This is a genomic window from Streptomyces graminofaciens (assembly GCF_030294945.1).
GTDB classification, from domain to species: domain Bacteria; phylum Actinomycetota; class Actinomycetes; order Streptomycetales; family Streptomycetaceae; genus Streptomyces; species Streptomyces graminofaciens.
Map to the genome: position 1 here is coordinate 236,806 of NZ_AP018448.1, position 26,305 is coordinate 263,110.

At 68.5% G+C, this 26,305-nt stretch carries 20 protein-coding genes and 3 pseudogenes; 15 read left to right on the top strand and 8 right to left on the bottom strand.

Annotated elements, in window-relative coordinates; translation table 11 throughout:
- Window positions 1-45: 45 nt before the first annotated feature.
- From SGFS_RS01185 to SGFS_RS01240, 11 genes and pseudogenes are all read left to right on the top strand, one after another.
- Window positions 46-471: a hypothetical protein gene (locus SGFS_RS01185; protein WP_286246882.1), complete on the top strand. Its 426-nt coding sequence runs from the start codon at window positions 46-48 to the stop codon at window positions 469-471.
- 554 nt (window positions 472-1,025) lie between these two features.
- Complete coding sequence (locus SGFS_RS01190; protein ID WP_434028171.1) at window positions 1,026-1,451, top strand: DUF4240 domain-containing protein; 426 nt, start codon at window positions 1,026-1,028, stop codon at window positions 1,449-1,451.
- A 218-nt stretch (window positions 1,452-1,669) separates the two neighbouring features.
- Window positions 1,670-1,985, top strand: a pseudogene (locus tag SGFS_RS01195) (transposase); the annotation flags it as partial.
- 78 nt (window positions 1,986-2,063) lie between these two features.
- Entirely contained in the window at window positions 2,064-2,189 is a 126-nt protein-coding gene (locus SGFS_RS01200; protein ID WP_286246883.1) for a hypothetical protein, read from the top strand.
- Between the two features lie 256 nt (window positions 2,190-2,445).
- Entirely contained in the window at window positions 2,446-3,405 is a 960-nt protein-coding gene (locus SGFS_RS01205) for a phosphotransferase family protein (RefSeq protein WP_286246885.1), read from the top strand.
- Between the two features lie 313 nt (window positions 3,406-3,718).
- A complete protein-coding gene (locus tag SGFS_RS01210; RefSeq protein ID WP_286259726.1) occupies window positions 3,719-4,963 on the top strand; it encodes a DUF4158 domain-containing protein in 1,245 nt (414 codons plus the stop codon).
- A 137-nt stretch (window positions 4,964-5,100) separates the two neighbouring features.
- Window positions 5,101-5,838 (top strand): annotated as a pseudogene (locus tag SGFS_RS51195) (Tn3 family transposase); the annotation flags it as partial.
- A gap of 58 nt (window positions 5,839-5,896) precedes the next feature.
- The gene (locus SGFS_RS01220; RefSeq protein WP_286246889.1) at window positions 5,897-6,493 is read left to right on the top strand and encodes a DUF6192 family protein; all 597 of its coding nucleotides are present in this window, start codon (window positions 5,897-5,899) and stop codon (window positions 6,491-6,493) included.
- Window positions 6,481-6,798, top strand: coding sequence for a RacP protein (locus tag SGFS_RS01225; protein WP_286246890.1), 318 nt, complete (start codon window positions 6,481-6,483; stop codon window positions 6,796-6,798). Before SGFS_RS01220 ends, SGFS_RS01225 begins: the two co-directional genes overlap by 13 nt.
- 38 nt (window positions 6,799-6,836) lie before the next feature.
- Window positions 6,837-7,692 (top strand): annotated as a pseudogene (locus SGFS_RS51675) (IS5 family transposase).
- A 566-nt stretch (window positions 7,693-8,258) separates the two neighbouring features.
- Window positions 8,259-11,801 carry a SpoIIE family protein phosphatase gene (locus SGFS_RS01240; RefSeq protein WP_286246893.1) on the top strand — a complete coding sequence of 1,181 codons (3,543 nt, stop codon included), beginning with the start codon at window positions 8,259-8,261 and terminating at the stop codon, window positions 11,799-11,801.
- A gap of 369 nt (window positions 11,802-12,170) precedes the next feature.
- On the opposite strand, the gene SGFS_RS01245 is transcribed toward SGFS_RS01240, so the two are convergent.
- Entirely contained in the window at window positions 12,171-13,865 is a 1,695-nt protein-coding gene (locus tag SGFS_RS01245) for an ISAzo13 family transposase (RefSeq protein ID WP_286246895.1), read from the bottom strand.
- Window positions 13,866-14,030: 165 nt separating this feature from the next.
- Here SGFS_RS01245 and SGFS_RS01250 point away from each other — a divergent pair, with 165 nt between their 5' ends.
- Window positions 14,031-15,686, top strand: coding sequence for an IS4 family transposase (locus tag SGFS_RS01250; RefSeq protein ID WP_286246898.1), 1,656 nt, complete (start codon window positions 14,031-14,033; stop codon window positions 15,684-15,686).
- 131 nt (window positions 15,687-15,817) lie between these two features.
- Here SGFS_RS01250 and SGFS_RS01255 read toward each other — a convergent pair whose 3' ends face one another.
- On the bottom strand, window positions 15,818-16,981 hold the full coding sequence (locus SGFS_RS01255) for a pentapeptide repeat-containing protein (RefSeq protein ID WP_286246900.1): 1,164 nt from the start codon (window positions 16,979-16,981) through the stop codon (window positions 15,818-15,820).
- Between the two features lie 168 nt (window positions 16,982-17,149).
- Between SGFS_RS01255 and SGFS_RS01260 the strand changes: the two genes are divergently transcribed.
- Complete coding sequence (locus SGFS_RS01260) at window positions 17,150-18,052, top strand: transposase family protein (RefSeq protein WP_286246902.1); 903 nt, start codon at window positions 17,150-17,152, stop codon at window positions 18,050-18,052.
- Window positions 18,053-18,649: 597 nt separating this feature from the next.
- Here SGFS_RS01260 and SGFS_RS01265 read toward each other — a convergent pair.
- Window positions 18,650-18,856 carry a DUF4235 domain-containing protein gene (locus tag SGFS_RS01265; protein ID WP_286246905.1) on the bottom strand — a complete coding sequence of 69 codons (207 nt, stop codon included), beginning with the start codon at window positions 18,854-18,856 and terminating at the stop codon, window positions 18,650-18,652.
- A 110-nt stretch (window positions 18,857-18,966) separates the two neighbouring features.
- On the opposite strand from SGFS_RS01265, the gene SGFS_RS01270 reads away from it, so the two are divergent.
- On the top strand, window positions 18,967-19,476 hold the full coding sequence (locus SGFS_RS01270; RefSeq protein ID WP_286246907.1) for a hypothetical protein: 510 nt from the start codon (window positions 18,967-18,969) through the stop codon (window positions 19,474-19,476).
- Here the strand turns inward: SGFS_RS01270 and SGFS_RS01275 are convergent.
- Window positions 19,409-20,350, bottom strand: coding sequence for an IS5 family transposase (locus tag SGFS_RS01275; RefSeq protein WP_286246910.1), 942 nt, complete (start codon window positions 20,348-20,350; stop codon window positions 19,409-19,411). The two genes, SGFS_RS01270 and SGFS_RS01275, sit on opposite strands and share 68 nt — an antisense overlap.
- A 144-nt stretch (window positions 20,351-20,494) precedes the next feature.
- Window positions 20,495-20,836, bottom strand: coding sequence for a hypothetical protein (locus SGFS_RS01280; protein WP_286246913.1), 342 nt, complete (start codon window positions 20,834-20,836; stop codon window positions 20,495-20,497).
- A gap of 168 nt (window positions 20,837-21,004) precedes the next feature.
- Between SGFS_RS01280 and SGFS_RS01285 the strand changes: the two genes are divergently transcribed.
- The gene (locus tag SGFS_RS01285) at window positions 21,005-23,806 is read left to right on the top strand and encodes an AfsR/SARP family transcriptional regulator (protein WP_286246916.1); all 2,802 of its coding nucleotides are present in this window, start codon (window positions 21,005-21,007) and stop codon (window positions 23,804-23,806) included.
- A 301-nt stretch (window positions 23,807-24,107) separates the two neighbouring features.
- Here SGFS_RS01285 and SGFS_RS01290 read toward each other — a convergent pair whose 3' ends face one another.
- The 3 genes from SGFS_RS01290 to SGFS_RS01300 form a co-directional block, all read right to left on the bottom strand.
- Window positions 24,108-24,383, bottom strand: coding sequence for a hypothetical protein (locus SGFS_RS01290; RefSeq protein ID WP_286246918.1), 276 nt, complete (start codon window positions 24,381-24,383; stop codon window positions 24,108-24,110).
- 91 nt (window positions 24,384-24,474) lie between these two features.
- Window positions 24,475-24,882, bottom strand: coding sequence for a hypothetical protein (locus tag SGFS_RS01295; RefSeq protein ID WP_286246920.1), 408 nt, complete (start codon window positions 24,880-24,882; stop codon window positions 24,475-24,477).
- Window positions 24,883-25,577: 695 nt separating this feature from the next.
- The gene (locus tag SGFS_RS01300) at window positions 25,578-26,150 is read right to left on the bottom strand and encodes a transposase (protein WP_286246921.1); all 573 of its coding nucleotides are present in this window, start codon (window positions 26,148-26,150) and stop codon (window positions 25,578-25,580) included.
- Window positions 26,151-26,305: the final 155 nt, after the last annotated feature.

A 26,305-nucleotide genomic window follows, 5' to 3' on the forward strand; every position in this document is an offset into this window, starting at 1 on the left:
CGCCAGGCGCGCCCCAGCGCACGGTCCGGCAGTACAGCCGATCCTGTGACCGACCAGGACGGGTCGCGGCGGGAGATCTGGCGGGGCCACCATGCCACCGGCGCCAACCGTGCCGATGCCCGGCTGGACATCTTCGGGGTCTCGGCGCAGCAGCTCCTGACCGGGGTGCCGCAGTCCCAGCCGCGGCTGCCCGGGGAGGAGGAGAACCGGCGGATGGCCGTGCGGGGGCTGGGTGAGATCCTGCGCCGGGTCAGCCGGCTCAACGCCGAGTACGCCGATCCCGAGCGGGACCCGGGCCACGGCCCGTCCAGAACCCGGCCGGGACACCCGCTTCGTCTTGGGCAGCGCGCAGAGGCTTGCCCGCAGAGCGGTGGCCGTCGCCGACCATCAACGCTGCGGAAAAAGTACCGCCACCCGCCCGGGCCCATCTCCGCCTGCCGTTGCGTCCGACGACGGCGAGCCCCCGGCTGACTGGCCTCTCGGCCTTTGATCCGGCGCCCGCTCTGATTGGCTTCACGGATGAGTAGTGGCCCCGCTTGCGGGCCTACATCCGATCCCGACAGCACATGCCCTACGCCAGTAGCAGAAGCTCACAGTGGCTCTTCCCTGGCCGCCAGCCCGGACAGCCCATGAACCCAGTCAGCCTCCAAGTCCACCTCCGAAAGATCGGCGTCCCGCCGCAACGAGGCAGGACCTTTGCGATCCGCCAGCTCGTCCTCCAAGCCCCGGCACCCATCATCGCGAAGGCACTCGGCTACCACGACGAGACCGCCACCCGTCTGGTCACCGAAGCCGGAGGAACCTGGAGCCGATATGCACCCGGCGACCACACACGCTGACAGGAGCGACATGGCTGCTCTGATGGGCCAAGCTCCCGCGACCAGCCCGATGTCAGTAACAGGTGGCAGGCTCTGCCTCCATGAACAAGCAGCAGTTCTGGCAGCTCATCGAGGCAGCCCGCAATCAGGCGTCCAAACGATGGCGAAGCGGTCGCTCGCGAGGCGGCCTCGCTGCTGGCCTCCCGGCTGGTCGAGGAGATCCTCGCAGCTGAGCAGGTGCTGCGGGACCTGATGGTTGTCTCCTACACCAATCCTCTGTGGGCCGCTGCTTACATGGCCAACGGCGGGTGCTCTGACGACGGCTTCGACTACTTCCGCGGCTGGCTGATCGCTCAGGGCCGTGAAGTCTTCGAGCGCGTAGTCGCTGATCCCGATGCCCTGGCGGACCTGCCCATCGTTCAAGCCTCCGCAGCCGACGGCGTCGACCTGGAAGGCGAGGACATGCTGGGCATCGCCTGGAACGCACACATCTCGGCGACCGGTGATCAACTCCCCGCGAGCCCACCCACCATCCGCTACCGGGAGCTGGACCCCACCTGGAACTTCGATTTCGATGACCACGACGAAATGACTCGCCGACTGCCCCGCTTGGCAGCGCTCTATCTGGAGTAAGCGGAAGCTCGCAGTCACAAGACGAGGTCAAACAGCGAGAGCGAGACTCCCGGACATCACTGTCCGTCACCTCCTCAGGCCGTGAACACGCCTCGGCTGACGAATACGCGACACCTCAACATGCGCGCTTACCAGTCTCAACCCCCCGAACTGGCCGGAGGCCACGCGGACCGCACCTGGGACAAGCGCGTCCGCGAACTGGTACGGCCCGACGTGCTCTGTGGGAGAACGCCTGGGAGGAATTCACCCCGTTCCTGCGGTTCGACACCGAGATCCGCCGCATCGTCTGCACGACGAACGCGATCGAGTCGGTGAACGCGCGGATCCGCCGGGCGGTCAAGGCTCGCGGGCACTTCCCCAACGAGCAAGCCGCGTTGAAGTGCGTATACATGGCGATCATGTCCCTCGATCCCCAAGGGCCAGGCCCGCTGGACCATGCGCTGGAAGACCGCGTGGAACGCCTTCGACATCACCTTTCGACGGCCGACTCTCAGCAGCCCGCCAGTAACCCAACCACCCTGGTACACCGCTTGACAGACCCTCTTCCGTGAGCTCGGTGACCGCCACAGCGAAGCCACGGCGCTGAACAACCTCGGCCTCGCCCTGCGGGAGGTGCGGCGCGACACCCACACCCAGGACCTGGCCATCTGCCGTGAGGTCGGCGACCGCCACGCCGCAGGCCAGGCGCGGACGGCCTGGGCGATTGCGCACAACGAACGCTGGCTGACGCGGAGCTGAGCGACCGTCGCCCCGCTGACGTTGCCCTTTGTCCCGCCTCGCTGGAGCTGAGGCACGGCGGCCGTCTGACCTGGTGTGTCTCAGGTTGAGTGAGATGCCGAGTGTCCGTCTGCCTCGCCCAACTGACCTCTGACTTGCGCCTCGTAGAGCATCTGCGTCCGGATCCAGGCTTGCTGGAGAGACTGAGCCGCACGGCCGTCGGTACCTGTAAAAGCCTTCGCCCGTGCCGCCGCCCGGATGATGAGGTGGCACGGTGATGAACCACGATGAGACCGCGACCATCCGACCGTTGACGCTGGCTTGGGTGGTTCGGCACCTGGAAGCTGGCGAACGGATCGTCAAAGCCGAGGCGCTGCACGGCGGCATCACCGCCGAGATGCGGAGGCTGATCATCGGCGCACGGGACGGAGGCACCCGTGACCTGGTGCTGCGGAGCTACGTCGACCCGTTTTACATGGAGAACGCCGAGGACGGGCTGATTGGGGAGGCCGGCGCTCTGACCTTGCTCGCGGGGACCGGCGTGCCGGCTCCTTCACTGGTCGCGGTTGATCCGACCGCCGCGCAGTGCGCGTATCCGTCGCTCCTGATGACCCATCTGGCGGGCTGGACGGTCCTGGACGATATGGGAGTGGAGGCGCGCGTGCGCCTGCTGGCCCGTCAACTTGTTGCGATCCACGCGGTGTACCCCGCTGAGCGGCCCCGGGAATATACGACGTTGACGACCGCCGACACCGTCGTGGTTCCCAAGGGCGCCGACGCGGCCGTATGGGCCGCGGCGATCGAAGTGATCCGCAGACCCGCGCCATCCTATGAAGGGCGCTTCCTGCACCGGGACTTCCAACCCGGCAACGTGCTGTTCGACGTGTCGCCTTCGAACCCGGAAGGCGCTCGGATCACCGGCGTCATCGACTGGGCAGCAGCCTCCTGGGGCCCGGCCGATCTCGATGTGGCGCACTGCTCCGTCAATCTCGCGCTGCTGCACGGCCCGGCTTGGGGGCTGCGGTTCGCCGAGGCGTGCGAGGAGGCCGGCGGTGTGCTGGCTGCGAGCGAGAGCGAGCGGCTGTACTGGCGGGTGCGGGACGCGCTGGCCGCCTCGGAGGAAGTGCAGTCGGTGTCGCAGCCGTGGCGGGAGGCCGGGAGAACAGAGCTGACGACGCGAGCTGTGGAGGATCGGCTGGATGCCTATGTCACCGCCCTGATGGACGCTCCGGGCTGACACGCGAGACACAGGGGCAGTTGCCCGAGATTGAGCGAGACGTACAGCCCGATGCCTCACATCGACCGAGACTGTTTCGGCTTCAGCGAGACAGGACATCCGCCGCGCAGATTGATCGGGACTCGATCAATCTGCCGAGCAGATCCAGCGGGAAACCCTCACAAGCACCGGGAACGGACAACGGGGCTCCTGGCCCTCCGCTCCCGAAGCTACGGCGAAGTGACAAGTAGCTCTCTGTAGCGGACCAAGGGTGCGCTTGTCAGTGGTTCGCCGCTTCTCGTCCTTGTGGTGGTGATGCTCCGTCACCTTGGTCGTGTCATCGACGGCCGAGGAGGAGCGCGGAGTGCGGCAGGACTGGGAGCCGGAGGGTCTGATCGAGGTCTGGACGCTTCTCGAAGACGACATGGCGAAGCTGCGGAACAAGTCGGGGGCGAACCGGCTGGGCTTCGCGTTGTTGTTGAAGTTTTTCGAGGTGGAGGCCCGGTTCCCGGAGGGCGCCAGGGAGGTGCCGGAGGCTGCTGTCGGGTATGTCGCGCAGCAGGTGAAGGTATCGGCCGGGGAGTGGGCGGCGTACGACTGGGCGGGCCGGGCGATCAAACGGCACCGGGTGGGGATCCGGGAGGCGTACGGGTTCCGGATCTGCACCGAGGAGGAGCAGGCCCAGCTCGCGGAGTGGCTGGGCGTCGAGTCGTGTCCGGTGGAGTTGTCCCGGGACCGGTTGGCGGAGGCGGTGGTGGCCCGTTGCCGCAAGCTGTTGTTGGAGCCGCCGGCGCCGGGGCAGGTGGGCCGGTTGGTCGGCTCGGCGGTGAACACCTTCGAGGAGGGTTTCTGTCAGGCCACCGCCGGGCGGCTGTCGGCGACGACGCGGATGCTGCTGGACGAGCTGGTCGCCGAGGACGTCGGCGGTGCGGAGGGTGAGGGGAGTGTCGGGGGCGGGACGGCGTTCTTCACCGAGCTGAAGGCGGACCCGGCGGGGCTGGGGCTGGAGAGCCTGCTTAAGGAGATCACGAAGCTGGAGCGGGTGCGGAAGCTGCAGTTGCCGTCGGAGCTGTTCGCGGACATGTCGGAGAAGCAGGTGGCCGCTTGGCGGGCCCGTGACTCCAAGGAGTACCCCTCTGATCTGCGGGCGATGAAGCCGCAGATGCGCTACACGCTGCTCGCCGCGCTGTGCCATGTGCGGCAGACGGAGATCACGGACACGCTGGTGGACCTGTTCATCCAGCTCGTGGCGAAGATCAATACGCGGGCGGCGAAGAAGATCGAGGGCGAGTTCGTCAAGGAACTCAGGCGGGTGCGCGGCAAGGAGGGCATCCTGCTGCGCCTGGCGGAGGCTGCGGTCGCGGAGCCGAACGGCACCGTGCGCCGGGTGATCTATCCGGTGGCCGGGGAGTCCACGCTCAAGGCGCTCGCGGCGAAGGCGAAGGCGAACGAGGCCCGCTACCGGGCGCGGGTGCGCATGGTGCTGCGCTCGTCGTACTCGAATCACTGGCGGCGGATGCTCAAGCCGCTGCTGAAGGCGCTGGAGCTGAAGGCAACAACACCGTCTACCGGCCGGTGATGGACGCGATCGACCTGCTCAAGCGGTACCTCGATCAGCCGATCAGGGATGGGGCGCACTTCGACGAGGCGGAGAGGATCCCTCTGGAGCGGGTGGTGCCGGAGCAGTGGCGCAAGGCCGTGGTCGACGAGCGGGGCATGGTCGAGCGCATTCCGTATGAGTTGTGCGTGCTCGTCTCGCTGAGGGACGCGCTGCGGCGGCGGGAGATATGGGTGGTGGGGGCGAGCCGGTGGCGGAACCCGGAGGACGACCTGCCGCCGGACTTCGAGGGTAACCGGGACGTGCACTACAACGCGATCAAGAAGCCGCTGGACGCGACGGCGTTCACGGATGCGCTGGAGAAGAAGCTCCGCGACGCGCTGGCCCGTCTGGACACCGCGCTGGAGCTGGGCACGACGGGCGGGGTGGAGGTCACCACCCGGCGCGGCGAGCCGTGGATCAGGATCTCCCCGCTGGGCAGGCAGGAGGAGCCGGAGAACCTGGTCGCCTTGAAGGCGGAGATCGAGCACAGGTGGGGGACCATCGACCTGCTCGACATTCTCAAGGAGTCCGAGTTCGCCACCGGGTTCACTGGTGAGTTCGCCTCCGTCGCGACCAGGGAGGTGACCAGCACAGAGGTTCTGTGTTGCCGGCTGCTGCTGGTGCTGTTCGCGCTGGGCACGAACATGGGCATCAAGCGGGTGGTGGCCACCGGCAAGCACAGCGAGTCCGAGGCGGTGCTGCGCAGGACGCGGCACCTGTTCGTCAACCGGGCCAACCTCCGGTCCGCGCTGGTGAAGTTGGTCAACGCCACCTTCACTGTGCGGGATGAGCAGTGGTGGGGCGCGGGTACTGCGTGCGCGTCGGACTCGAAGAAGTTCGGGTCGTGGTCGACGAACTTCATGACCGAGTGGCACCAGCGCTACCGGGGCCCCGGCGTGATGATTTATTGGTATGGAACGCAAGTCGGTCTGTGTCTACAGCCAGCTGAAGTCCTGTTCGGCCTCCGAGGTCGCGGCCATGATCGAGGGTGTACTGCGGCACTGCAGCGACATGGAGATCGACCGCCATTACACCGACACCCACGGTGCCTCGATCGTCGGGTTCGCCTTCGCCCACATGCTCGGCTTCAGCCTGTTGCCGAGGCTGAAGAACGTCGGCTCCGCCCGGCTGTACCGGCCGGCGACCGGGGAGGACCACCTGTGGCTCAACAAGGCGCAGACCGACCGGTGGCGCCAGGCAGACGAGGGCGAGCCGGTTCCCGGGCGGCCGGAGAGCCCGGTCGCGCCGGTAGTGAGGCAGCTCGACCGGACGATCGAATTCCTGGATCTGATCGGGGCCTGCCACAAGTTCGTGGCCGCGACCGGCCGCCTGGTGCCGCAGATGCGCGGACGCCGCTTGTCCGAGGACGAGCGTGAGGTGATCCACAAGAACGTCGACCGTGTCCGGGCGACCTGCGAGTGGATTGTCACCGCCGTCGACAGCGGCCATCTGGACATGGACGAGGAGCTGACCAAGCCCGCCCCGCCGGCCTGCACATGCCGCAGCTGATGCGTGCCACCGAACTGACCCGCAGCCAGGTCCGCTCCGGGCTCGCCATGCTGCGCCACGTCATCGCGAAGAAGGGCTGGCCACCCCTCATCTACACACGCGCCGACGGCTACCAGTTCACCGCCGACGGCGACGTCCTCCAGGCATACGAAGTGGGAGTGATCCGCGAGAAACTGACCGAGATCCGCAGGCTGATCACGGGCACGGTCACCCCGCACGCCGCACTCGCCCCCGAGGACAAGTGGGTCCGCCACATGGTTGCCCAGCTCAACTCCGTCGAGTCCACCCTCGACCTGATTGCCTGATACCCGCCTCCGCAGGGACGGGTACTGAGGAGCACGGGATGCGAAAACGCCGCTATCCCTCGGACACCAGCATCGGAGAGTGGGCCCTGCTGGAGCCTCTACTGCCCACTCCCGCCTGCCAGTTGTCCACGGGCTCCGCCCTGAGAAGTGGCCTCGCCGCGCGGTCGTGGACGCCATTCGGTATGTGGTGGATACGGGCTGCAAGTGGCGGGCCCTGCCCGCGGACTTCCCGCCCTTCCAGACAGTCTTCGGGTTCTCAGCCGGTGGCGCGCGGCTTGCATCTTCAATCTCATCCGTGACCGGCTCCGGCGCCGGGTCCGCCGCGCCATGGGGACCTCCCCGCACCCCGTGGCCGCAGTGATCGATTCACAGTCCGTCAAGGTCGCCGCTACCGTCCCGAGATCCACGTCCGGATTCGATCCGGGCAAGAAAATCCCGGGCCGGAAGAGACATATCGTCGTCGACATGAAAGGGCTGCTGCTGTTCGTCATGGTCACGCCGGCCGACACCCACGACGCCGTCGCGGCCAAGGAGGTTCTCCTCCGGCTGCGTCTCATGCACCCGCAGATCGCCGTCGTCTGGGCCGATTCGATCTACGGCGGAACGCTGGTCGACTGGGCCAAGTCCTTACTCAACCTGACGGTCAAGACCGTGAGCAGGCCCGAAGGGGCGAAGGGCTTCGTTCTCCTACCACGACGTTGAGTGGTAGAGCGCAGTCTGGCGTGGTGGCTCCACGCCTGCAGGAACGCGCGCGACTACGAGACCCGGCCCGAGCACTCCGAGGCGATGCTCACCCTCGCCGCCATCACCCTTATGACACGTCGCCTCACCCGCCAGACCGCCTACCCCACATCGGCAGCACCCCGACCGGCAGGAACTGTTCAACCCGCGTGATCTGAGGCAGACAAGTCCAACTTGCTGATCAGCAGTCGTCGGGCGGCATGGGGCGTCGTCCCGGTCCCGCCGCTACAGTTATCTGGCGTGCAGGCATGTTCGTGCAGGTCAGGACGATGACTCGCCTGTCAGGCGGTAGGGAACGTTACGGCCGTCGTCGGGACACGTCACCACGTGCACTCTGGAACGCTTTCCAAGGTGCAATCGCCGCGGCCACGACGACCGCGATGGCCAGGCCGAGGACGTCGGTGGCGATGCCCCGTTTGCGGGCCCCCGCCTCCTTCCGGCCCTCCCAGCCCCGGGTGTCGGCGCAGACGGTGTCGGCCGCCCACAGAGACTACGAGTCGACGGTCGCCGTGCGACGGCAGGAGCACACTACTGGGCAAATTGTCTTTAATTGTCCTAACCTTGCAATTGGGGCAGAAACATAGCCAGAACCGTCGGTTCCGGCGTTCGGTATGCCCGGGAGGTCCGTGGCACGCTCCGCAGCCTGGTGACCCCTCATCTGTCCGCGTCCATGAGGCGTCGCGGACGGATCACATAGGCGTCAGGAGGAAGGTTCCTCGATGACCCGGCCCGATGACCCACGCACCGCGGCGGCCCGGGTGTTCGCCGAAGGCGGCGCCTTCGGCGAAGTCCTGGCCGGGATCGACTGGGCGGCGACGCCGCTCGGGCCCCCCGAGTCCTGGCCGGCGCGGCTGGTGGAAACCCTACGCCTCATGATCGCCTCTGAGCAGGGGATGGCTCTGTACTGGGGCGCTGAATTCACCACGCTGTACAACCTAAGCTCCACATGCGGCCTCGGCGCCAAGCACCCCGGGGCGCTCGGCAGGCCCTTCCGGGAGGCGTTCCCCGAGCTCTGGGACTCCGGGCGTTCCCACTTCCAATATGTGACCGGCACCCGCAAGCCCCTGCTGATCTCGGATGAGCCGCTCATCATGGAGCGCCACGGCTTTTTGGAGCAGTGCTACTTCGACGTCGGCTTCCAGCCCGTGCTGCTGGAGGACGGCACTGTCGGCGGCGTGCTGCAGATCATCACCGAGACCACCGGCCGGGTGCTGGGCGAGCGCCGGCTGCGGCTGCTGAGCGAGACCGGCACGCGCACCGCCGGACTGCCCACTCCGGGCGAGGTCGCCCGCGTGGTTGCCGAGGTGGCGGGCGGCTACCCCGAGGAGGTCCCATTTCTGGGCCTGTACCTGACCGCCGAGCCAGGGGTGCTGCGGCTGGCGGCCTCCGCCGGCCTGCCGGACCAGCCCCGGCGGGCGCCCGAGACCGTCCCCCTGCTCGCGGTCGGCGGGGCGGAGGCGGCTGCCCGGCTGGCGCAGGTGGTCGCCGACGGTGCCCCGGCCACGCTGGCGGCCACCACGTTCGGCGGCGGCACGGCCGGGCAGCACGTCGGGGGCCGCCAGCTCCCGGTCGCGGTCGAGCGGGCGCTGGCCCTGCCGCTGCGCTGCGCAGGCCGGGTGGAGGGCGTGCTGGTGGTGGGCGTCAACCCCTGCTTCCCCCCGGCCGGGGCCTACCGGGACTTTTTGGAGGTGTTCGGCTCCGCCGTGGCCGGGGCGCTGTCAGCCGCGCTTGCCCAGGAGGAGCAGCGCCAGCGGGCGGAGGCGCTGGCCGAGCTGGACCGGGCCAAGACCACCTTCTTCGCCAACGTCAGCCACGAGTTCCGCACCCCGCTCACCCTGCTCCTGGGCCCAATCCAGCAGGCCCTGGCCGAGGAGGACCGGCCCGAGCGGCGCGAGCAGCTGGAGCTGGCCGAGCGGGGCGCCCTGCGCCTGCTGAAACAGGTCAACACCCTGCTGGACGTCGCCAGGGCCGAGGCCGGGCAGGTGCGGGGGACGTTCGAGCCGGTCGACCTCGCCGGTGCCACGGCCGAGCTGGCCGGGGTGTTCCGCTCCGCCTTCGAGGCGGCCGGGCTGAAGCTGGAGGTGGACTGCCCACCGCTGCCGAAGCCGGTCTCCCTCGACCGGGACATGTGGGAGAAGGTCGTCCTGAACCTGCTCAGCAACGCGCTGAAGTTCACCTTCACCGGCGGCGCCCGGGTGCGGGTGGCCGCGGTCGGCGACCGGGCTCGGCTGACCGTGGCCGATACCGGCACCGGCATCCCCGCAGATGAGCTGCCGCGCCTGTTCGAGCGCTTCCACCGGGTCCGCGGCGCCCGCTCCCGCTCCCACGAGGGCAGCGGCCTCGGTCTGGTATTGGTGAAGGACCTGGTGGAACTGCACGGCGGCACCGTCGGGGTGGACAGCTGGCCGGGCCGGGGCACCACCGTCACCGTGGACCTCTCCTTCACCACCCCGTCCCGGCCTTTCATGGATCAGCCCGTCCCACGCGCGGTGCCCCCCGGGGGAAGCGAAGGCTGCAGGACCGCCCGCGCCGCGGCCTATGTCAACGAAGCGCGGGGCTGGCTGGCGGCTGACCCCGTTCCCGCCGCTGCTCCTCGCCCGGCTCTCACCCCGCACGCCCCCGCGACCCACGACGCCCCCGACGGCCCCGGCAGGCACGAAACCGGCCGCCCTGACCGGGCCCGGCTGCTGGTCGTCGATGACAACGCCGATATGCGCGCCTACCTCACCCGGCTGCTGCAGCCGGAGTACGAGGTACTGCTCGCCGCCGACGGCCGGGCCGCTTTGGAGACGGTGCTGGCACAGCCGGTGGAGCTGGTGCTCAGCGACGTGATGATGCCCCGCATGGATGGCTTTGAGCTGGTCCGGGCGTTGCGCGCCGACCCGCGCACCGCCCGCCTGCCCATCGTCTTGCTCACCGCCCGCGCCAGCGAGGAGGAATCCGTGCAGGGCCGACGCGCCGGTGCCGACGACTACCTGGCCAAGCCCTTCTCCGCGCGCCAGCTGCTGGCTCGGGTCCGCACGGGGTTGGAACTTTCCCGGCTTCGCGAACAGGTCCTGGCCGAGACCCGCAACCAGCTGTCCATGCTGGCCTCCCTGGCCGACGCAGGCCTGCAACTGTCCGCCACTCTCGAACCCCGCCAGGTGCTGCACACCGTCGGCGACATACTGGTGCCCCACCTTGCTGACCAGCTCAGCGTCCACCTCGCCGACCCCTCCCCCGCAGGCCGCTCGCTCACCACCCCTGCCGATACTCGGACCAGCCCGGCGTACACCGCTGGCACCCCCCGCCTGGCCCGCGAGGTACTCGCAACCGCAGCAACCCACGCGATGCACGGCACGCCCGCCCCTCAGGACCCGGCGCCCGCCACCGTGCTGGCCCTGCCGCTGCGCTCCCGCGACCAAGTCCTGGGGGCACTCGTCCTCGCTCGGCACACCGACGGCTACTCCGCGGTCGAACACAAATATTTGGAGAACCTCGCCCACCGCCTGTCCCTGGCCTACGACAACGCCACCCGATACCACAACGAGCGCCGACTCGCTCTGACTCTGCAGCGAGCCCTGCTGCCCCGCAGCCTGCCCCGGCTGCCCGGGATGCGGCTGGCCACCCACTATCAGGCCGGCACCCGCGGCGCCGAGGTCGGCGGCGACTGGTACGACGTGCTCGCCCTGCCCGGTGACGCCGTGGGGCTGGCCATCGGCGACGTCATGGGCCACGACGTGGAAGCCGCCACCGTGATGGGCCAACTCCGCTCCGCCCTGCACAGCCTCGCGCTGAAGGGCGCCAGCCCGGCCGAGGTGCTGACCAGACTGGATGCCTACCTGCAGTCGCTCGATACCGAGCGCTTCGCCACCTGCCTGTACGCGGTCTACGACCCCTGCCGCCACCGCCTGCGCTACGCCGCCAGCGGGCATCTGCCGCCCCTGCTGGTGGCGGGCGAGCGGACCGCCTACCTGGAGGTCCCCCCGGCGCTGCCGCTGGGACTGGGGAGCAGCGAGCCGGTCGACCGCGAGGTGGAGTTCCCGCCCGGCACCAGCCTGCTGCTATACACCGACGGCCTGGTGGAGAACCGGGTGCTGCCCCTGGACGTCGGCCTGGCGGCCCTGCGCGATGCCTGCGGCGCGCTGCCCGCCGCCGCCCGCACCGATGACCCCCAGCGGATCACCGAGCGAGCCCTGGAGCTGCTGGGCACGCCCGATCGGGTCGACGACGACACGGCCCTGCTCGCCGCCACCGCCGAACCATCGCTTCGCCCCACCTGATCGCGCTGGCTGACGGAGGGTGAAAGTGCGATGCTCTTCGCCAGTTCGCGGGCCGTCCGAGCAATGTCGTTACTCATGCCAGCCCAACGAGCAGGCACCAGTGGGGTTTCTACGAACCGGTTCCCCAGCCCTGGGCTGAGTATGTTGATGAAGGGCATCAACGACTGTCGATGTGTTCCAGCAACGGTCGGGTGGTTTCGAAGCTGGAAATGTCGATGAGTTTCAGCAACACCTCAGGAGGGCCGCCGATCCCGTGACGCAGTGCGCTTACTCTCGGGCTTCGGACAGGTCACACCTCCACCCCACGACCTACGGTATGTGCATGAAGGAAGGGCCTTGACCCAAGGCCGGGTAGTTAGGGCTTGCAGATCAATAACTCGCCGTCTTGATCTCCGGTTTGGAGATGCCGAGGTGTTTGGTGAGGTCGGTGAGGTCGTCGAAGGTGGCCAACGGCGTCTCGGCGGGTTCGATGGAGTGTCCGATGTCGTGGAGGAGCCGACGGGTTTGGCTGATGGCCCGGTTGAGGGTCACGGGTGTCACGGTGAAGAGCGGGGCGATGACGACCTGGGGGAGCTTGAACCGCTGGTAGAGGATGGTGGCCAGGAGTCGGTCGACGAGGGTGAGGCCGGGGCGTCGACCGGGGTAGAGGCCAGCGGCAGGGGTCTTCTGCCGGTCGCCGCCGCGTCGCTGTTGGAGGTCTGCTTCCCGCTGAGCCGCGCGGGCCGCTGCCAGCTCGGTGACCAGCGAGTCCCACTGCTCCTGCGGGATGCCGGTGAGGGCGGGATGGGTCAGCCAGCCGCGGCCGGGGCCGGCTTCGTTCTGGGGCGGGATCGGAAGGACGCCGTCCCGGCGGTGTTCCTGGGGGTGGAGGGTGTAGTTCCAGTCGCCGTGCCAGTCATGGCGGCTCAGTGGCAGGGCGTTCAGCTGCCCGTCACTGATGCGGACGCCGGTCTCGTAGAGGGCGGTGTCGAGTTCGGCGCGGACTGTCAGTCCCGTGCGGGTGGTGGTCGCTGCGATGCTGTTCACGATGACTTCATGGCTGGTCAGCGGCCTGCCTCGCCAGTTCATCGTGATGTGGGAGAACAGTCGGTGCTCGATTCGGTTCCACTTAGATGTGCCCGGAGGAAAGTGACACACGGTGATCTCCAGGCCGGTCTCGACAGCCAGCGCGGCCAGCTCGAACTTCCAGGCCCGGGTGCGGTAGCCGTTGGAACCGCCCGCGTCCGCAGTGATCAGCAGGCGGTGCGAGCGCGGGTAGGTGTCGCGCCCAACCGCGTGCCACCAGCGGCGGACGGAGGCGACGGCGAAGGCTGCGGTGTCGTGGTCGGTGCCGACGTTGGCCCAGCCCGTGTCCGCGGTCAGGTCGTAGATCCCGTATGGGATCGCCTTGCCCAGATCGGCATCGGGAAAGTCGTGGGTGCGAACCCGGACCGGATCGCCTTCGCGACGCCACTCGTGGCCGGCTTTCTTGTAGTTGCCGACCAACTCCTTCTTCTTGGTGTCCACGCTGATCACCGGGTCTCCGGCGGCCTGGAAGTCCTTGGCCTGGTCGTTGATATAGCGGAACTGCGCATCGCGGTCCGGGTGCTGGGCACCTTCGATGGTCTTGGCGTTGCCCTGGAGACTGAAGCCCTCCTCGCGCAGCACGGCCGCCACAGTGTCCGCCGAGACCCGGTGCCCCTGCCGGGTCAGCTCGGCAGCCAGTTGCCGGGTCGACTTCGTCGTCCAGCGCAGCGGCGACATCGGGTCTCCGCGTACATCCGGTTCCACCAAGGCCAGCAACGCGGGCCGAAGGCCCGGATCCAGGTCCACCGCACGCTTGCGGCCTCCGCCGGACCGGCGCACCCGCCCCAACGGCGCCTCGCCGGACTCCAGTTCAGACACCCCGCACGACACGGTGCCCTCCCGGACTCCGGCCGCACGAGCGACGAGCCTGATGCCTCCATGGCCCAGCGACCGTGCTTCTGCTCCTATGGCCAGCCGCCGCTGCCGCTCATCGAGATGCGGGAACAGCATCGCGAACTTCGCGGCCAGGGCCGCTTCGATCCCCTCCGGACTCCCCATACCATGGCAACGAGCCTCGGAGCCGGAAGCGACGGCTTGTTTCCCGGCAAGCCCTTAGCGTATTTCCGCTGGTGGCAGGGGAGTTCGGTGTCGGGTAGGAACGCGGGCATCGGGGCCGCGTTGGTCAGGTAGTCCGCCAAGACTTCCGGCCGTTGAGGAGCCCCGTTGCCCACGCGTCATTGTGTCCTGCCACCCGGTCTGGCGAGGGTCACCCGTGAGTTCATCGTGGCCGAGGGGCGGTTCGCGCCCGGTCATCTGGGCGAGTTGACGCAGGTCATACCGTTCGACCTCGTCGATGCCGTTCTGGATGAAACCCGTTGCGTGCAGCGCCGGTTACGGGATCTGCCCTCGCGGGTCGGGGTCTACTTCCTTCTCGCGATGTGCCTGTTCCCGGAGGTCGGCTACCGGCTGGTCTGGCACAAGCTGACCGCAGCCCTTACGGGCGTCGGGATCGAGGTCGCGGAGCCAACTGCGAAAGCCTTACGTGACCTGCGCAGACGGCTCGGTGCAGAACCGATGAAGCGCGTGTTCGAGACCCTGGCCGGCCCGCTCGCCCAGCCGGTGACTCCCGGAGTGCGGTTCGGGCCGTTCCGAATGGTCTCCTTCGACGGCTGCACCTCGATCAAGCTCCCCGATACCGAGCGCAACGTGGAGTGGTTCGGACCCGGCAGCCGTGGCGGGTATCCGATGCTGGAACTGATGACCCTGGTGGAGACCGGCACCCGTGCCCTGATCGGCGCCGTGTTCGGCACTCCCAGCGACGGGGAGACCTCCTACGCTCGCAGGCTCCTGCACCACCTGGGCCCCGGCATGCTGGTCCTGTGGGACAAGGGTTTCGACGCCAGCGCCTTCCTCGCCGCCGTGCACGACACCGGAGCCAGTTTCCTGGGCCGACTGCGCGCCAACCGACGCACCCCGGTCCTGAGCCGACTCACCGATGGCTCCTACCTCTCGGTCATCGGCACCGTCCCGGTACGCGTCGTGGAAGCGCAGATCACCGTGGCCTATGACGACTGCTCGTTCACCAACTCCTACCGGCTGGTCACGACGCTGACCGATGCTCGTCGTTACCCCGCCCCGGCCCTCGTTGCCCTTTACCACCAGCGGTGGGAGCACGAGTCGGCGTATTTTGCTCTGCGTCACACGATCACAGACGGCCGGGTCCTGCGTTCGGGCGACCCGGTCGGGGTCGAGCAGGAGATGTGGGCCCTACTCGCCCTCTACCAGGCACTTCGGACCGTGATGGTGGAGGCCGCCGAGTCCCGGCCGGGCACCGACCCGGACCGCTGCGGCTTCACCATAGCCATCCAGACCGCCCGCGACCTCGTGGTCCAGGCCGCCGACGTCATCAAGCCCGACGCCCTGGGCAACCGCACCACCGGCGTCATCGGCAACCGGGTCCTGGCCGGGCTCCTCCCGCACCGGCGCCCCCGCATCAGCACCCGAAAAGTCAGGTCACCGGTCTCCCGGTACGCCGAACGCCAAGACGACGGCCGCCCCGACACAAGCCGCCTGGTCACCGACCTCGACGTCACCATCCTCGAACCCGATCCCGACCTGCCCACCGTCTCGCACGACGATCGGCACACACCGGCCGCCGACCGGCGCAGACAGCGCGTCCTGGACCTCCTTCATGCAGAACCCGACCGCCAGTGGCACACCCGCGACCTCGCCCGCCACCTCGGCGACATCACCCTCGGCACGATGTACCGACAGCTCGATAGATGGGCCGTAAACGGACACATCGCCAAGACCGGCCCCGCCACCTACAGCAGCCCGAGAACTCGCTCAACCCTCTTGCCACCAGCGGAAATACGCTAACGACCTTGGGAGCGATACCAGCCCCGGATCTGCCTGGCGGTCTGGGCCCCTGCGCGATCAGGACGCCGCTGAGGAGGAGTGGTGCCGTCAGGCGGATCGCGGTCGCCGCTGTCTTGACCGGCGTGTCTTGGTCAGGGAGTGGACCGCAGCGGTGGCGCCTGCCACGTCATCCCCGGGGGCTGGAGTAGGGGCGAGGGCTCGGGGCCAGGGTCATCGGTGTCGACGACTCCGGCGGCCGTGTGGTCGAAGTCGGCGGGCCAGCGGGTGTGCTCGCTGGCCACGGCGCCGGTCAGGCGTGCTTCGACAAGGTTGGCGGTGCTCAAGTCGGTGCCGCGCAAGTCGGCCATGCGGAGATCAGCGCGTTGGAAGACCGCTCCGTGGGCGACGGCCTTGCGCAGGTTCGCCTCGCGCAGGTCGGTCTCAGTGAAGTCGGCGTCACGCAAGTCGGTTTCGACCAGCTTCGCGCCCCGTAGGTCGGCCAGAATGCAGCGAGCCCGGCGGAGAATCGCAGTCGTGAGGTCGGCGTGCCGCAGGTTGACCGAGACCAGGGACGCCTGGGTCAGATTGGCGTGGTACAGGCCCGCGGCCTCCAGGCAAGCGCGGTCGAAGTTGACCTCGGGGAACCAGAGTCCGTCGCAGTCGGCCCGGCGCAAGTCGGTGATGCTGAGATTGACCCAGGACTGCTCCCGGTGCTGGCACAGCACGCCGAGCGCGGTCAGCGCCACCTGGGCGTCGGCGGCGCGAGTCTCCAGGGGTGCGATGTCGTTGATGGGCACGTCTGCCGCCGGTGATTCCGGCCCGGCGGGTGGCCAGGGCAGGTGCGTACGCAGATACGCGGCCTGGATGGAGATGATGGCCTCCCGGTCGCGGGCGGACTGCTCGGCGATCCGCCACAGCGCGTGCAACCCGCCGATGCGCACATCCAGCTTGTCGCTGCCGAGCTGGTCGACGGCCCGGCTGAATCGGTCGGTGACGTAGCCCTCCTGGGTGGCGCGCAAACCGTCCTGACTCACCCGCAGTTGCCGCCAGGTGGCGTACGCGCCGAAGAGCACGACCAGGCCGCCGACCACCTGCAGAAGCGTCGTACGGACATCGTTCACCGCCTTCAGTCGATCCTGTGCGGCGACGCTCGCCCCGGCGAGATCGTGGTCGACCACCACACCCGGCAGTACGACGAACACCGTGCCTAGAACGACCAGCCCCGCCGCCCCGGCCAGCAGAGCCACGGCTGCACGACGCCTGACCAGCCCGTCGCGCCATGCCCGCCGCCCGCGGTCCGGTTCCCCCATCTCCATGGGCACAGGAGCCTAGGCTCCACTCAGTAAACGATCAAGAGTGCTGTGGCACTGGCCCGTGACATGAGAACGGCCTTACGGGTTGGGTAAGTTGTGAGGTTTATTTGGGCCCGTGCGGCCTGTTCCCATCCTGCCCTGTCCGGGGTCCCGCGCGCACACTTCGGCGAGTTGCTCAAAGAACTCGCGCCCCGATGGCAGGCCGCGCGGGAGTCGGCGCTACACGAGCGGCGTGGCGGAGACCGGAGACGGGCGGCCGGCGCCGGGCCCAAGCAGCGCCTGGTCTTCGTCGACCGACTTCTGGTCACGCTGGTCCACCTGCGGCTTGGGATCCCGCACGCCGCTCTAGCCGAGTTGTACGCAGTGGACCGCTCCACCGTCTCCGGAGCGATTCGCGAGGTCCGCCCGCTGCTGGCGGCCCGCGGCTTCGCCGTCCCGGACCGGCCGGGGGTGCGGCTGCGCACGCTGGAGGACCTGTTCGCCTACGCCGGCACGGAGGGCGTTGACCTGCGCATCGACGGCACCGAAGTGCAGGTCCGCCGCCCCCGCGCCCACCGCTCCGGCCGCAAGGCGTTCGTCTCCGGCAAGAAGAAGCAGAACACCATCAAGACCACCACCTTCAGTGACCCGCAGGGTCGCACCCTGTTCAGCGGCGTGGTCCGGCCGGGCCGCATGCACGACCAGACCGCCGTGCGCACCGAGGGCATCGCCGAGCAGTTCCTCCGGCACCCCAAGGTCAAGGCTGTAGTCGACGAGGGCTACCGGGGCCTGGCCAACGAGTTCCCCGGCCAGGTCAGTGCCCCGCCGAAGAAGCCGAAGGACGACGCGCCGCTGGGCGAGCACCACGCCTGGCGCGAGCAGCGACGCCGCCAGTCCTCCGCGCGGATCTGTGTGGAGCACACCAATGCCGAGTACAAGCAGTGGCGGCCCCTGCAGCGGTTCACCGGCCGCCGCGAGACCTACGCCGAGACTCACCTCGCGATCGCCACCCTGGTCTCTGACCGCTCCGCCCGGCGGGCGACCCGCCGCAAGGCGAGCACTGAGCTGGTGCTCGCCCGGCAGGCCGCCTGCTGATCACCCACCAGCCAACCCGCCAGGCCAGCACGCCCCGAACTCAATCGCTCCCAAGGCTGTAACTACCCGGCCTTGGGTCAAGCCCCCCGAACGGAGCTCGCCGCCCCTGGCACAGTGCAGTCGAAACACAGTGTGGTGCAGGTCGCTCAGCGGTCTGGTTTGTCGCAAACCAGGGCGCAGCCGCAGCCACACCGGGTTGGCCGGCTCACACCTACCTGTTTGGGCCCCAGGGGAAGCCATAACTGAGCTTGATGAACTCGATACCGCCAGGCGCTACTCGGCCCCAGGCTTTGTTCAGCCTCACGCAGCGCGTGGTCGGAGGCGGAGTCCTGTATCGCAGGGTGGAGTTCGCCGACCCGGTCGTCTCCGGCGGGGCCAGTTTCGTGTCGGGGAACTGCCGGCGCTGGGGCGGGAGCTCACCCACCACCGGACCAGCAACACCGCTGCGGTGATCACCGCAGCGGTGGGAGCGGCCAATGAGCGGTGTTCGGTCACGGTTCCTCTCACCGTTGCGGGCCGGCTGCGCGGCTGCCCGGCGGTTCCTGGCGCCCAGGGGGCGGGGTACCCGCCGACAGAGGGTGGATCAGCCGGTTCCGGTCAGGCGGCGGTGCCGGCGGCTCCTGCCCGGTCGACGGCGGCCTTGACCTCGGCGAAGATCGCACCCTGCAAGGTTGCGGCGAGCAGAACCTCTTGCCAGGTGCGGTCCTCGTCGGTGGCGTCCGGGGCGTCCTCGTCATGGCCGAGCTTCTTCCATACCTGGTTGAACAGCCCGCCGGCCGGCACGCCGCTGAGCTGAGACGCCATCCGCTTTCCGAACGTGATCGTTTGGTTCGGGCTGGGTGGGCATGAACTCCGGCTGGCGGCGGGAGAGATGGGCGTGGTTCGTCCGTTCGTCTTGCTTGCGGAGGTGGCTGGTGCCGTCGGTGCTCGGTCTGCTGGAGGCCCGGGAGAAGAAGGTCCGGGAAGAGGTCGCGCGGTTGCGGGAGGAGGCCGAGCGGGTGCAGGCCGCCCTCGGCGAGGCAGAACGCGCACTTCAGCGTCTTGCGGATGCCCGTGTGACGGTGGCCGAGGTGCTGGCCGAGCCGCCGTCCGTGGTCGTGGAGCCGGTGGGGAGCGTGGTGGCGGGGTCGGCGGTGCCGCGACGGGCCGAGGGGATGACGGTGTCGGTCCTGCCTGCGGACTACCAGCGGATCATGTCCGTGCTGGAGTCGGCTGCCGGCCAGGAAGGAATGCGGTGCCAGCAGCTGGCCGCGGCCCTGGGCCTTCAGGCGGTCCCGGCGAAGGTCGAGGGACTGCGGTCGAAGGCAAAACGCCTGGTGGAACGAGGGTGGGCGCTCCAGACACGGCCAGGGGTGTTCACTCCGCTCGGGACGACTGCCGGCTGGAGGCGCCGGGGCGACGCCCGGCCAGGCGGCTGCTCATGAGCATGGTCATGGACCACAGCACCATGGCCTCGTGCATGGCGGGCAGCGTCTCGTAGTCACGCACCAGGCGACGCGAGCGCATCAGCCAGCTCAGCGTTCTTTCCACCACCCACCTGCGCGGCAGCACCACGAACCCCGTGGTGTCGTCCGAGCGTTTGACGATCTCGAGCGTGAGGTGGAGGTTCTCGGCCGCCCAGTCGACCAGGCGCCCCGCATAGCCGCCGTCCGCCCAGACGAGCCGGACGGAGAAGTACAGCCTGCGCAGCCGCTCCAGCAGAGGCACCGCGGCGTCCCGGTCCTGCACGTTCGCTGCGGTCACCGCGACGGCCAGGACCAGGCCGAGGCAGTCCACCACCAGGTGCCGCTTGCGCCCGCCCACCCTCTTGCCGCCGTCCCAGCCGGACGTGAAGCGCGGGATGTTCGCCGCTGCCCGCACTGACTGCGAGTCCACGACGGCGGCCGTCGGGTCCACATCACGGCCATCCTTCTGGCGCACTTTGTCGCGCAGCCGGTCGTGGAGCTCGGCGAGCAAGCCCGTCACCTGCCAGCGGCGGGCGAACGCGTGCACCCGCCGGTACGGCGGGAAGTCACAGGGCAGGTTGACCCACTTGACGCCGTTGTCGACGACATAGCGGACTGCGTCCAGCATCACGCGGTGGCAATAGCCCTCCGGCCGCCCGCCCCGCCCCTGAAGCCACGCGGGAACCGGCAGCAACGGCCGGAGGACCTGCCACTCCGCCTCCGTCAGGTCGGAGCCGTAACACCGCACGCGCTCCGGTCCGTCCGCCGCGTTGCCGAACCTGTGCGCGAGACAGTCACACGCAGGAGACGGCGCGTTGGACTCCACGGACGCAAGCGCGACAGACTGCGACAACAGGGCCTCCTGGTACTGCTCGGTTGGGATCGTAACCCCGAGCTACCAAGAGGCCCTGCCGCTATGCCCCGACCACCGAGAGATCACCCGAACAGGAACCCTGTTCGACTGATCAAGTCTGCCGAACGGCAAGCGGATGGCGTCTTAGTAATAAGAACTGCAACTGGTGTTGCAGACCCTGATGTGGAACGACTTCTTGCCCCGGAAGCTGTTGACGACGCCACCTCCACGGGGGGTGAGCGAGTACGGCCCGCCGTCGGCGTAGTACTGGGTGTACACCCGGGATGAGGCGTCACTTACCGAGAAATCGCCGTTGTAGTACCCGTCGCCGTCAGTGTCGTAGTAGTACTTGCACACGTAGGCAGAGCCGCCTCCGGGGGCGGACATGGTCTTGCAGCCGCCAGCGGCGCTTGCGGTACCCGGCATGGCCATTATCCCAGTGACTGCGGCGCCGGCGGCCAAAAGGACAGACAGCTTGCGTTTCATGCTTACGTTCCCTCCGTGGAGTCGTAGGTGTCGGAAGCGACGCTCAGAAGGCGCCTCCGCTGGGAATCACTCTGCTGGGCTAGTCATGGACAAACCTCGCAAGACCTTGAATCGGCTGGTGGGAGTAGATGTCCTGTGGCTAGGGTTCCGGCCGAGGGGGTGGCCTATATGGCGATGGAGTTCCGGTTACTCGGCGGAATTGAGGCATGTGTCGGTACTGAACTGGTTGACTTGGGACCTGCCCGGCAGCGATGGGTGCTGGTGGCATTACTGGTCGATGCGAACCGGGTGGTGTCGGTCGACCAGTTGATCGACCGGTTGTGGGGAGAACGTCCTCCACAACGGGCAAAAGGGACGCTCTATAGCTATATCTCCCGCCTCCGGCGGACCCTGGCTCCCGCCGTCAGCGAGGTGCGTCTTTTGCGGCAGTCTGGCGGCTACGTTCTGGCAGTCGAGGCATCCGCTGTGGACCTGCACCGCTTTCGCGGTTTAGTCGCGCAGGCCTATGCGGCCGAGGACGAAAGCAGGGCTGTGGCCCTGTTTGAACAGGCGCTCCGGCTGTGGCGGGGGGACGGCTTCGCCGCCCTGGACACTCCGTGGTTCAACACTCTGCGGGAGGCCTTGCATCGAGAACGCCTGGCGGCAGAACTGGACCTGGGTGACCTCCAGTTGCAGCTCGGCCAACATGCCGGGCTGCTTGCCGGGCTGTCCAACCGCGTAGAGGTGTACCCGCTGGACGAGCGGCTGGCTGGCCAGCTCATGCTGGCCTTGTACCGCAGCGGGCGGGCCGCCGACGCCTTGGCTCACTACCAGCAGATCCGCAAACGACTAGCGGAGGAGCTGGGCACCGATCCCGGCCTGGCCTTGCAACAACTGCACCAGCAAATCCTCACCGCCGACCCGGACCTCACGACGACCAGTCCTGGGCCAGCGCGCGCTCCGGTGCCGCGCCAACTGCCCGCACCTCCCTTGATGTTCACGGGCCGGGATGCGGAGGTGAAGGTCCTGTGTGAGGCGATGAACAACGACAGGCCTCGGTACACACCGGTAGTGGCCGTGGACGGAGTCGCCGGGGTGGGGAAATCTGCGTTGGCGATCTGCGTGGGCCACCAGATGGTGGAGCGGTTTCCCGACGGTCAGCTCTATATTAACCTGCAGGGGGCGGCGGCCGGGACGGCGCCGCTGACCCCTCATGAGGTCTTTGTGCAGTGGCTGCCGCAGCTCGGCGTGCCGCGCTCGGAGGTGCCTGCCGAGCCAGCAGCGGCGAGCGCGCTGTGGCGTTCGATGTTGGCCGGGCGGCGCCTGCTCCTGGTGCTCGACGATGCATCCTCGGCCACCCAGATCCGTCCGTTGCTGCCCGCAGAGCGCGGGTGTGCGGTCGTGGTGACCAGCCGCAGTGTGCTGTCCACACTGGACGGAGCAAAGTTCGTGCACTTGAAGCCGCTGGCCGAGGCTGAGGCGGTGGCGTTGCTGGGGCGGCTGGCGGGCCAGAGCCGGGTGGCCGGAGACCCTGTGGCTGCCGGGGATGTCGTCGGGTTCTGCGAGCGACTTCCCCTACTGCTGCGCATAGTGGCCGCACGGCTGGCTGCCCGCCCCGCATGGCCGGTCCGCGCGATCGCTGACCGGCTGGCGGTAGAGCACCGACGTCTGAACGAATTGCAGGTTGGCGAGTTGAGCGTGCGGGCAAGCCTCGCGGTGAGCCTGCGCGAGGCGAGCGACGAGGGCGCACGCGTCTTCGCGTTCCTCGCGATGGTCGGCGCGGCAGAACTCGACCTGCCACTGGCGGCCTCGCTCACAGGCCTGCCCTCCATAGCAGCGGAACCCGTCCTGGAACAGCTCGTAGACGCCCGCCTCGTCGAATCACCAGCCCCGGGGTACTACCGAATGCACGATGTAGTCCGGCTCTACGCTCGCGAGCAGGCGCTCCTCCAGTTCAGCGCCGTAGAACAGGACGCCGCACGGCGTCGGGCGGCGGACCACTACCTGGCCCTTGCCGAGCAGGCCAGCCGCCTGCTGGACCCGGAGGAGTCAGCCTCAATCGCAGCGGGCCCACCGGTGGTCCATCCGGCCGGCTGCGGGCTCGCCGACCACTCGGAGGCAAGCGCCTGGATCGACTTCGCGGCCCCGCACCTGCCTGCGGTCATGACCGAGCTGGCCGACCACCCCGAGCTCGCCGCCGATATCGCCCTGTGCGCACTGCTCGCCTACCCGGCGCTTGTGATCCGCGATCGCTGGTCGGAGCTGATCCGGTTGAGTACCATCTCGATCCAGGCAGCCCGCAGCAGTGGTCAGCCATTGCTGGAGGCACGCGCTCACAACATTCTCGGCTTGGCATACGGCAACGTCGGCCGGTTGGAGGAGAGCCGCACCGAGTTCGGCTGCGCGCTGCGGCTGTGGGAGGAACTCAACGACCGGCAGCAAATGGCCAGAATTTCCAATAACCTCGGCCTCGTTGCGCGTCTGAGTGACGACCTGCCTGAGGCAGCGCGCTGGCATGAGCGCAGCATTTTCCTGTTCCAGGAGGTCGGAGACGGAAACGGCCGGGCACGGGCCCTGTCCAACCTCGGCCTCGTCCACCAGCGCCTCGGCGACCACGACCAGGCGATTGTCGCGCACCAGCAGGCGGCCGAAACTTTTCGCACCCTGGGCGACCAATACCGCCTCGGCCTCGTCCTGACCGACTTGGCCCAAGCCTTCCGGCTCACCGGCCGCGTCCGCGAGTCCCTCGACCGCTATCAGGACAGCCTGCATGTCATCCGCGCGACCGGCAATCGCGTCGGCGAGGCCCAGTCACTGTGGGGACTGGCACAAACGCTTTACGACCTTGACGAATTGGACGCCGCCCGCGCCCACTGGCGCGCGGCACTAGACATCCTCCGCGACTGCGGCGACCTCACTGATGAAGAAGCACAGCAGATACTTGCTCAGCCGGTCCCGGAACCACCGCCAGCCATCCGGAGGGCCCGCTGACAACCCCAGCACAGGTGTGGGCAGCCAAGTCCACCGCGGGCCGGTGGCGGCTGTAACTGACGCGGGACCAGACGGAGTCGGCGGCGTACGGGTTCTGGCTGCACAAGCTGACCGGATCCGCCTCGGAAAGCCAACCGCTTCAGCCGCGACTACGCCGTCACGTACCACCCGGGTGCACGGCCCCGAACGCCCACCGACTCGCTACAGGGTCACGCTGAGTGAGAAGCTGAACGGAAAATTCCTCAGGTCAAGGGCATGCTGATGCGTTCGTTGGCCGGTGCTTGAGGAGAGTAGACGCTCGTCAGCTGGCGGGTGCGAGGGTGGCGTCGTGGCCGAGGGCCTTGAGCTGGCGGACCAGGTCGCGGGTGCGGCGGGCGGGGTCGATCAGGCGCTGGTGGAAGTCGGAGCCGAGGTCCTGGTACTCGGTGTCGGGGTCGTTGATCAGGTGCCAGGCGATGACGAGGATCGAGCGGGCGACGGCGACCAGGTCCTTCTTGCGGGCCGCGGCGTTTGACGATGCGTCTGTAGGGGGCTCCGAGGAAGGTATTGGTACGTGAAGCGGCGGTGGCAGCCTCACCGAGGGCGCCCTTGAGCCAGGGGTTGCCCTTTCCGGTGGGACTGGCGCCGCGTTTGGCGCCGGACTGGGTGGATCTCGGGGTGGGCTTGGCTCAGCTCGCGGGGTGATCGGAGGTGGGGAACGCTCCCATGTCCGGGCCGAGTTCGGCCGGCAGGACATGGGCGATCGTGACGCCGACGCCCGGGATCTGATCGAGGCGCTCAACCAGCGATGGGCCGGGGTGTGAGGCTTCCTGGCCGGGCAGGTCGCGGACCGCGGCGGTGATCTGTTCGGTGAGCCGTGCGATCTGTGCGGTGAGATGGTCGACGCTGTCCAGCAGCGTCTGACAGAGAAAGCCGTGGTGGACCTCGAACTGCCCGTTCAGGGCCTCGACGAGGGCGACCTTCTGGCGCACGAGGTTGCCGCGGGCGAGTGCGGCCAGGACCCGCGGGTTGCATTCGCCGGCGATGAGAGCGGCGAGCATGGCCCGGCCCGAGACGCCGAACAGGTCGGTGAGCACGCTGGTCAGCTTGATCTGGGCGTCTCCCAGGATATTCTCTACGCTGATTGTGCCGGGCGCGTTCCTGGTTGAGGACCGTCCGCAGCCGGGTCAGGTCGCGCAGCTGCCGCACCGGCTTCGGCGGTACGAACGACGGCCTGAGACGCCATCCGCTTTCCGAACGTGATCCGTTGGTTCGACTGTGATGGGCATGAACTCCGCTGTGGGGCGGGAGAGATGGGGTGATTCGTCCGCTCGCGTTGTGGAGGTGGCTGGTGCCGTCGGTGCTCGGTCTGCTGGAGGCCCGGGAGAAGAAGATCCGGGAAGAGGTGGCGCGACTGCGGGAGGAGGCCGAGCGGCTCCAAGCCGTGCTTGGTGAGGCGGAACACGCACTTCAGCGGCTGGTGGATGCCCGTGCAACGGTGGCCGAGGTACTGGCCGGGCCGCCGTCCGCGGTCGCAGATTCGGTGCGAAGTGCTGTCACGGGATTACTGGTGCCGCACCGGGCCGACGGCATGACGGCGTCGGTCCTCTCGCCGGACTACCAGCGGATCGTGGCGGTGCTGCAGTCGGAAGCGGGCGGGGAGGGCATGCGATGCCAGCAGCTGGCTGCGGCCCTGGGACTGGAGGCGGTCCCTGCGAAGGTCGAGGGTGTGCGATCGAAGGCGAAACGCCTGGTGGAACGGGGAGGGGCCTGCAGGTGCGGCCGGGAGTGTTCACCGCGCTCGCGGCCTCGGACAGCTGAAGGCGCCCGGGCGGCGTCCGGCCAGGCGGCCGCTCATCACCATGGTCATCGACCACAGCACCATGGCTTCGTGCATGGCCGGCAGCGTCTCGTAGTCGCGCACCAGACGACGCGAGCGCATCAACCAGCTGAGCTGCAGGTCCTCGGCCACCCAGGCGACAAGCCGGCCCGCATAGCCGCCGTCCGCCCAGACAAGACGGACGGAGAAGTGTAGCTTGCGCAGCTGTTCCAGCAGCGGCACTGCAGTGTCGCGATCCTGCACGCTTGCCGCGGTCACCGCGACGGCGAGGACCATGCCGAGGCAGTCGACCACCACGTGCCGCTTGCGGCCCGAGACCTTGATCGCCGCACTCGGATCCGGTGAGCGGCCCTCCTTCTCCCGGACCCGGTCACGCAGCCGGTCGTGCAACTCCGCGATCAGACCCGTCACCTGCCAGCGGCGGGCGAAGGCATGCACCCGCCGATAACGGGGGAAGTCCACGGGCAGGTTGGCCCACTTCACTCCGTTGTCCACGACGTAGCGGACCGCATCCAGCATCACCATGTGGCAGTAACTCTCCGGCCGGTCGCCCCGCCCCTCCAACCAGGCCGGATCGGCAGCGATGCCCGGACGACCTGCCATTCCGTCTCGGTCATGTCCGAGCCATAACGTGGCAGACGCTGCGGGCCATCCACCGCATTGCCGAACCTGTGCGCGAG

Coding starts and splice junctions, on each gene's coding strand:
- SGFS_RS01205 (WP_286246885.1), top strand. CDS start 2,446: ATGAACCACGATGAGACCGCGACCATCCGACCGTTGACGCTGGCTTGG.
- SGFS_RS01220 (WP_286246889.1), top strand. CDS start 5,897: ATGGAACGCAAGTCGGTCTGTGTCTACAGCCAGCTGAAGTCCTGTTCG.
- SGFS_RS01225 (WP_286246890.1), top strand. CDS start 6,481: ATGCCGCAGCTGATGCGTGCCACCGAACTGACCCGCAGCCAGGTCCGC.
- SGFS_RS01240 (WP_286246893.1), top strand. CDS start 8,259: ATGACCCGGCCCGATGACCCACGCACCGCGGCGGCCCGGGTGTTCGCC.
- SGFS_RS01245 (WP_286246895.1), bottom strand. CDS start 13,865: ATGGGGAGTCCGGAGGGGATCGAAGCGGCCCTGGCCGCGAAGTTCGCG.
- SGFS_RS01255 (WP_286246900.1), bottom strand. CDS start 16,981: ATGGAGATGGGGGAACCGGACCGCGGGCGGCGGGCATGGCGCGACGGG.
- SGFS_RS01265 (WP_286246905.1), bottom strand. CDS start 18,856: ATGGCGTCTCAGCTCAGCGGCGTGCCGGCCGGCGGGCTGTTCAACCAG.
- SGFS_RS01280 (WP_286246913.1), bottom strand. CDS start 20,836: ATGAAACGCAAGCTGTCTGTCCTTTTGGCCGCCGGCGCCGCAGTCACT.
- SGFS_RS01285 (WP_286246916.1), top strand. CDS start 21,005: ATGGCGATGGAGTTCCGGTTACTCGGCGGAATTGAGGCATGTGTCGGT.
- SGFS_RS01300 (WP_286246921.1), bottom strand. CDS start 26,150: ATGGTGATGCTGGATGCGGTCCGCTACGTCGTGGACAACGGAGTGAAG.